Annotated in this window: 1 protein-coding gene; it reads left to right on the top strand. The window is 44.9% G+C overall.

All coding sequences use genetic code 11. The features are described from left to right. Positions 1 to 23: 23 nt before the first annotated feature. On the top strand, positions 24 to 5321 hold a 5298-nt coding region (locus ACMUOV_RS08565; protein WP_413854731.1), incomplete at its 3' end, for a fibronectin type III domain-containing protein.

The raw sequence follows: 5321 nt of genomic DNA, 5'->3' as shown, positions 1-5321 counted from the left end.
TTATAACATTAAAATCTAAATCAATGAAAGTAAGAACTTTACAATTCGGAAAGGCGCTGAGTGCCGCCTTGTTCGTCCTGCTGCTGAATGCGGTGGGATTGACGAAATCGTTTGCCCAAGAATGGGAATGGCAAACACTGACCGTGAACGATGGAACAGACGAGAATGTTTATGTTCCGTTTAATGGTCAATTCAATGGGGAACTCCCTACTTACAGCCAATTCATCATTCCGGCATCGGATTTGACGGAAATGGCTTGGGGTAACATTCGCTCTTTCACCTTTTCTTGTAATTACGATGATGATTATTATGATTATTACTATGGAGGTTTTCCCGGTTGGTCTGATTGCCTTTTTGAAGTACGGATTGCCGAAGTTGGTTTTGACAAGTTTGAATCTTCATATAACACATTTGAACTTTATGACTGGGATTTGATGACTGTGGTTTACGAAGGCGGGCTTTCCGTCATTGATCATCAATTAACCATACCGATTGGATACGAAACATTGGACGAATGGGGTTACTCTTTTTATTATGATTATTATCAATATGAAGGAGAAAACCTGCTGATTGGCATCAAACCCATCTCCGTTTCAAACAATTTAGATTGCAGTTGGTCGGGCATTTATGAAGACGGGTATGATGCATGGTCTTATGATTCTTGGGTTCCATCAGAGTATTCGGATCAAACTCCAACTGCATCGTTGACCTACTTCCGCAATCACAATGGACATGAAAATGTTACGGTTCCTAACCAATTCAAGCCCAAAGTGACTTTCGATTTTGAGCCAGGCTACGTACCTTCGTGCTTGAAGCCTCAGAATGTTGAAGCCGATGAAATAATGATCCACAATGCTACTATCAGTTGGACAGGTGAGGCTCAATTCTTTAATCTCCAATACAAGAAAAGTTCCGAGGAATGGGGCTATTATGATTCTGATGAGTTTGGGGATTGGGTTTGGATTGAAGGAGGAATCACGGTGGAAGGGTTAACGGAATCCCAATACACTCTTGAAGGATTAGAAAGCCAAACCTCTTATGATGTGAGAGTGAAAGCTGTTTGCAGTGCGTGGCAGTATGGCGATGAGTGGTATTACGATGATGTCAGTGATTGGAGCCGAACCTTCACCTTCAGCACCATAAAGCCAATGGCCCCCACCTATTTTTATGCCACTGATTTTGACACTTCTGTAGGTGACTCAGTTACTTTGCGTTGGGGATACAATTCTGACTATTATTATAGTGAAAATTGGGAACCACCCACCTATTGGGACATTGCTGTGACAACCAACTTGAATGCACTGCCAGATGAGATTGGTTATGTCACAATAAATTCAGATTCTCTTCCTGATTATTGGGATGGGTATTACTACGAATTGTCAGCACTTGTTTCTTTTGCTTCCTACAAAGCTTGGATACGGGCCAGTTTTGGCGATGGAGATATTAGCGATTGGTCGGGACCAATCACTTTCATGCCAACCAATTTAACGAATAGTTTATCGGTGAATAATGGCAATAATCATGTGACGCCTGCCTGCTACAGAGTTCCTTTTTACTCTAATGGTAGCCAAAGCCGAAGCCAGTTCATCATTCCCGCTTCGTCGCTTACCGATTTAGCTAATCATGAGATTTGTAGATTGGATTTTAGATCGGACTATCTTCCGGCTTTTCTGAAAGGAACAATTGAAATCTATCTAACCGAGGTGGATGAAGAAGTGTTCACTGATCCAGAATACTATGATTGGGAATCTATGCATAAGGTGTTCGATGGCAGTTTTGATATAGCAGCAAGTTATAGTGGTTATACATCTTATTGGTGGTATGGTAATGCGTTGGCATTTACATTCGATTCGCCTTATTTTTATGAAGGAGGCAATTTACTTATAGGCATTAAAGCCAGTGCTTCAAGTAATGGCAGTACTGTTTATTGGGACGGAATCCAAACAGACAATAATACTGCTTTGGCGAGTTGGACAGGCTCACCTACACAATATGCTTTCCTGCCAAAAACAACAATCTACTATAGTAAAAATTCTTGCCAAAGTCCTCACGACCTTGTCGCTACCGTTAGCGAAGATGACACTTCAGTAACATTGTCGTGGGTTGGTGAAGGAGAGAATTATCGCCTTTGCTATTGGAGCCAAACCGATATGACTCCGAATTATGTAGATGTGACAGGCACTTCATACGAACTGACCAATTTGCCTCGAAGCACTTATTCTTGGAGTGTGCAAACCCTTTGCAGTGAAGATGAAACCAGTCCTTTTGTGCAAGGCCCTTCTTTCTTAAATGTATTGGTAAGAGAGCCTCAATTCCATGACAACATTTACGAGGTTTACACCCCAGGAGAACTGATTTGGGTTGAACGTGTAGTGAATGGCACCATAACTGAAGGCACAGAAGGCGTGTTTCCTACAGGGAACACATCGATGGAAGGACTGACGGTCAGGCTGATGAATGACATTGACCTTCATGATATCAAATGGAGGCCTATAGGTTACTTTAATTGGGATGGTAATTGGGGGACTGGTGAGCTTTATTTTAACGGTACATTTGACGGTAACAACCATATCATAACTAATTTATATGTCAACCAACCCAATGATCAAGGTGTCGGCTTGTTTGGTGCATTAGGATCAAATGGAGAAATACATAGTGTCGGCATAGAAGGCGAGTCTTCGATAACAGGCCAGTTTAATGTTGGAGGCGTTGTGGGTTATTCTTCTTGGGGAAGCACGATGTGGAACGTATTTTGCAACGCTACGGTCACTGGCAAGGAATTCGTAGGCGGTATTGTAGGTTATTGTGGTTCAACGATTAATCAAGCCTATTTTTCAGGTACGGTAACTGTCGATGCAACAGACCCAATGGAAATTAGCGGTTTAGGTTCAGGATATTCAATTGGGTATTGTGGAGGAATTACTGGAAATGGTGGAAATATCAACAATACTTATAATAGAGGTGTGGTTACGTCATTAATGGGTCCCGCTGGAGGTATATCAGGTGGATATGCCAGTATTTCAAATTCATATTCCACGGGTGTTATTTCTTCGGATTCGGGCCAAGGCGGAGCCATCTATGGTGTAGGGTATGAGGATAATTGTTCCAACAACTATTTCCTTGAAGGGCAATATGATCATCAGGAAGGCGGTACGTCAAAAACGCAACAATACATGCAAAGCAATTGGCTTGTGTACGACTTGAATAGAGGTCAATCCCCACAGCCTTGGAAAGCCGACTACACACCCAATACCAACGATGGTTATCCCATTTTGCAATGGCAAGACTTGTCGTTTACTGTTATGTATTCCAATCCAGAGCATGGCTCATTAACGGTTAAGAATGGAAGTATGATGGTTTCAAGTGGTTCGAGAGTTGCAGGAGGAACAATACTGACAGTGACAGCAGAGCCATATTATGGCTATATCTTGGAATCGTTGACTGCCAATGGACAAAGTATTAACAACAACACATTGGTTGTAAATGAATCGGTGCAGATAGAGGCGGTTTTTATTCCTCAACCATTGGGTGATTTCACGAGTTTGTCGCCTGCCGACAATCAGGTTATTACTGCGATGCCCATTAACTTCTCGTGGACGCCTGTTCCAGGTGCTCAACGTTACGACTTGTATCTCTGGAATGCCAATGATTCCGTGCCCAACCAGCCATATGTTTCTGGTTTGACGAGTGCAGGATATAATTGCAACACATTGGAGAACCACCAAACCTATCAATGGTATGTCAAGGCAAGGAATGTGGCCTACCAAACAACTTCGGCCATTAGGAATTTCGCATTGGATGCTGTCCCAACTTTGACGGTTAATCCAACTCAAATCTATTTTGGAGAAATTGAACTCAATGATAGCATATTACGCACTGTGAATGTTAACGGTATGGCACTTGAAGACAGTTTGAGTGTTCTACTTGTTGGCAATGACGTGGAAATGTTTTCTTATGCGATGCCTACAAATTGGAATCCTTATTCAGGAGGTGGAATTTCGGTTACATTCCAACCGACTACTATGAAAAACTCTTATCATGCTACACTCATTATTAGTAGTGGGGCATTAACACAATCAGTGGAACTGACAGGATCAATTGTCAATCCTTTTGTCTTCACCACCATCGTTGATGACAGCATCTTCCTCATTGGCGACACCATCCCGATTCACGGCACGGTGAAGGACAACCACAACGTTCCCGCTGCCAACGTCGATGTGGAAGTTGGCGTAACGGTGTTCGGTTACAGGCGGACTTTGGAAACGGTTTCGGACGAAAACGGCGAGTTTGCCGTCGACTTCATCCCCTTGCCGTTTGAGTCGGGCTACTACACCGTCAACTCAGGGCCTATCGGCAACGCCGACACCACCGCCGTGCACGACGATTTCGACATCTTGGGAATGATGGTAGGCTTTGCGGGAAACGAAAACGACAGCACGTTAAACGGTGGATACATAGTATGCGAAGTGACCCAAAACGAGCCTCCGAAGCCGTTTGCCTTGCCCGTCAAGAACAAGAACAGCATCGCCTTGACAAACCTTCAGGTGCAGATTGTTTCCGCCCAACCCGCAGGAAGCGTGTTCAATTTCGGCACCTTGAACCTTGCGGGATTTGAGGAAGGCGACCTTCCTTTCACGGTGGCAGGCACCGTCCCAACCCCTGGCTACGACTTTGTGGAAATGAGGGTGAGGGTGACAAGCGACCAAGGCTCCCAAATGGAATGCACCATCCTATACTACTGCCACGAGGCGCAAGCCGAACTTGCCGCCTATCCTGATCCGATTGTGGCCACTGTGACAAGAGGCACAAGCAAGACCTTGGACGTGACGCTTACCAACAACGGCACGGCTGCCACAGGCGAAATCACCGTCAGCCTGCCCGGCTTGGAATGGATGTCGGTGATGGGTGGCAACGCTTTGCCTTCCATCAATCCGAACAATTCCTCCTCGTTTACCTTGCGGCTGTCGCCAAACGGTGACGTTCCGCTCGGAACGTATGAGGGAACCATCGCCATCAATGCCGGCAGCGGAGTGTCAACGACTTTGCATTACTCCATCACCGTTGTTTCGGACGATAATGGAACCTTGCTCGTCGATGTGACCGACGAGTTCACCACCAACACCAACAACGGCAACGGCCCGCATGTGGAAGGTGCCGAAGTGACTTTGACGGACTATTATTCCCATGAAACAGTAGCACACGGCTTTACCTCTTCCACTGGCATTTTCGGCGCAGAAGACATTCCTGAAGGCTGGTATTACCTTGAAGTTGATGCCGATCGGCACTTGGGATACAATGAAATCGTCTACATTTCTGCCGGC

The sequence above is a fragment of the Candidatus Ruminimicrobium bovinum genome, assembly GCF_902760015.1.
Lineage (GTDB): Bacteria > Elusimicrobiota > Endomicrobiia > Endomicrobiales > Endomicrobiaceae > Ruminimicrobium > Ruminimicrobium bovinum.
This window is presented reverse-complemented; position numbering and strand designations above follow the sequence as displayed.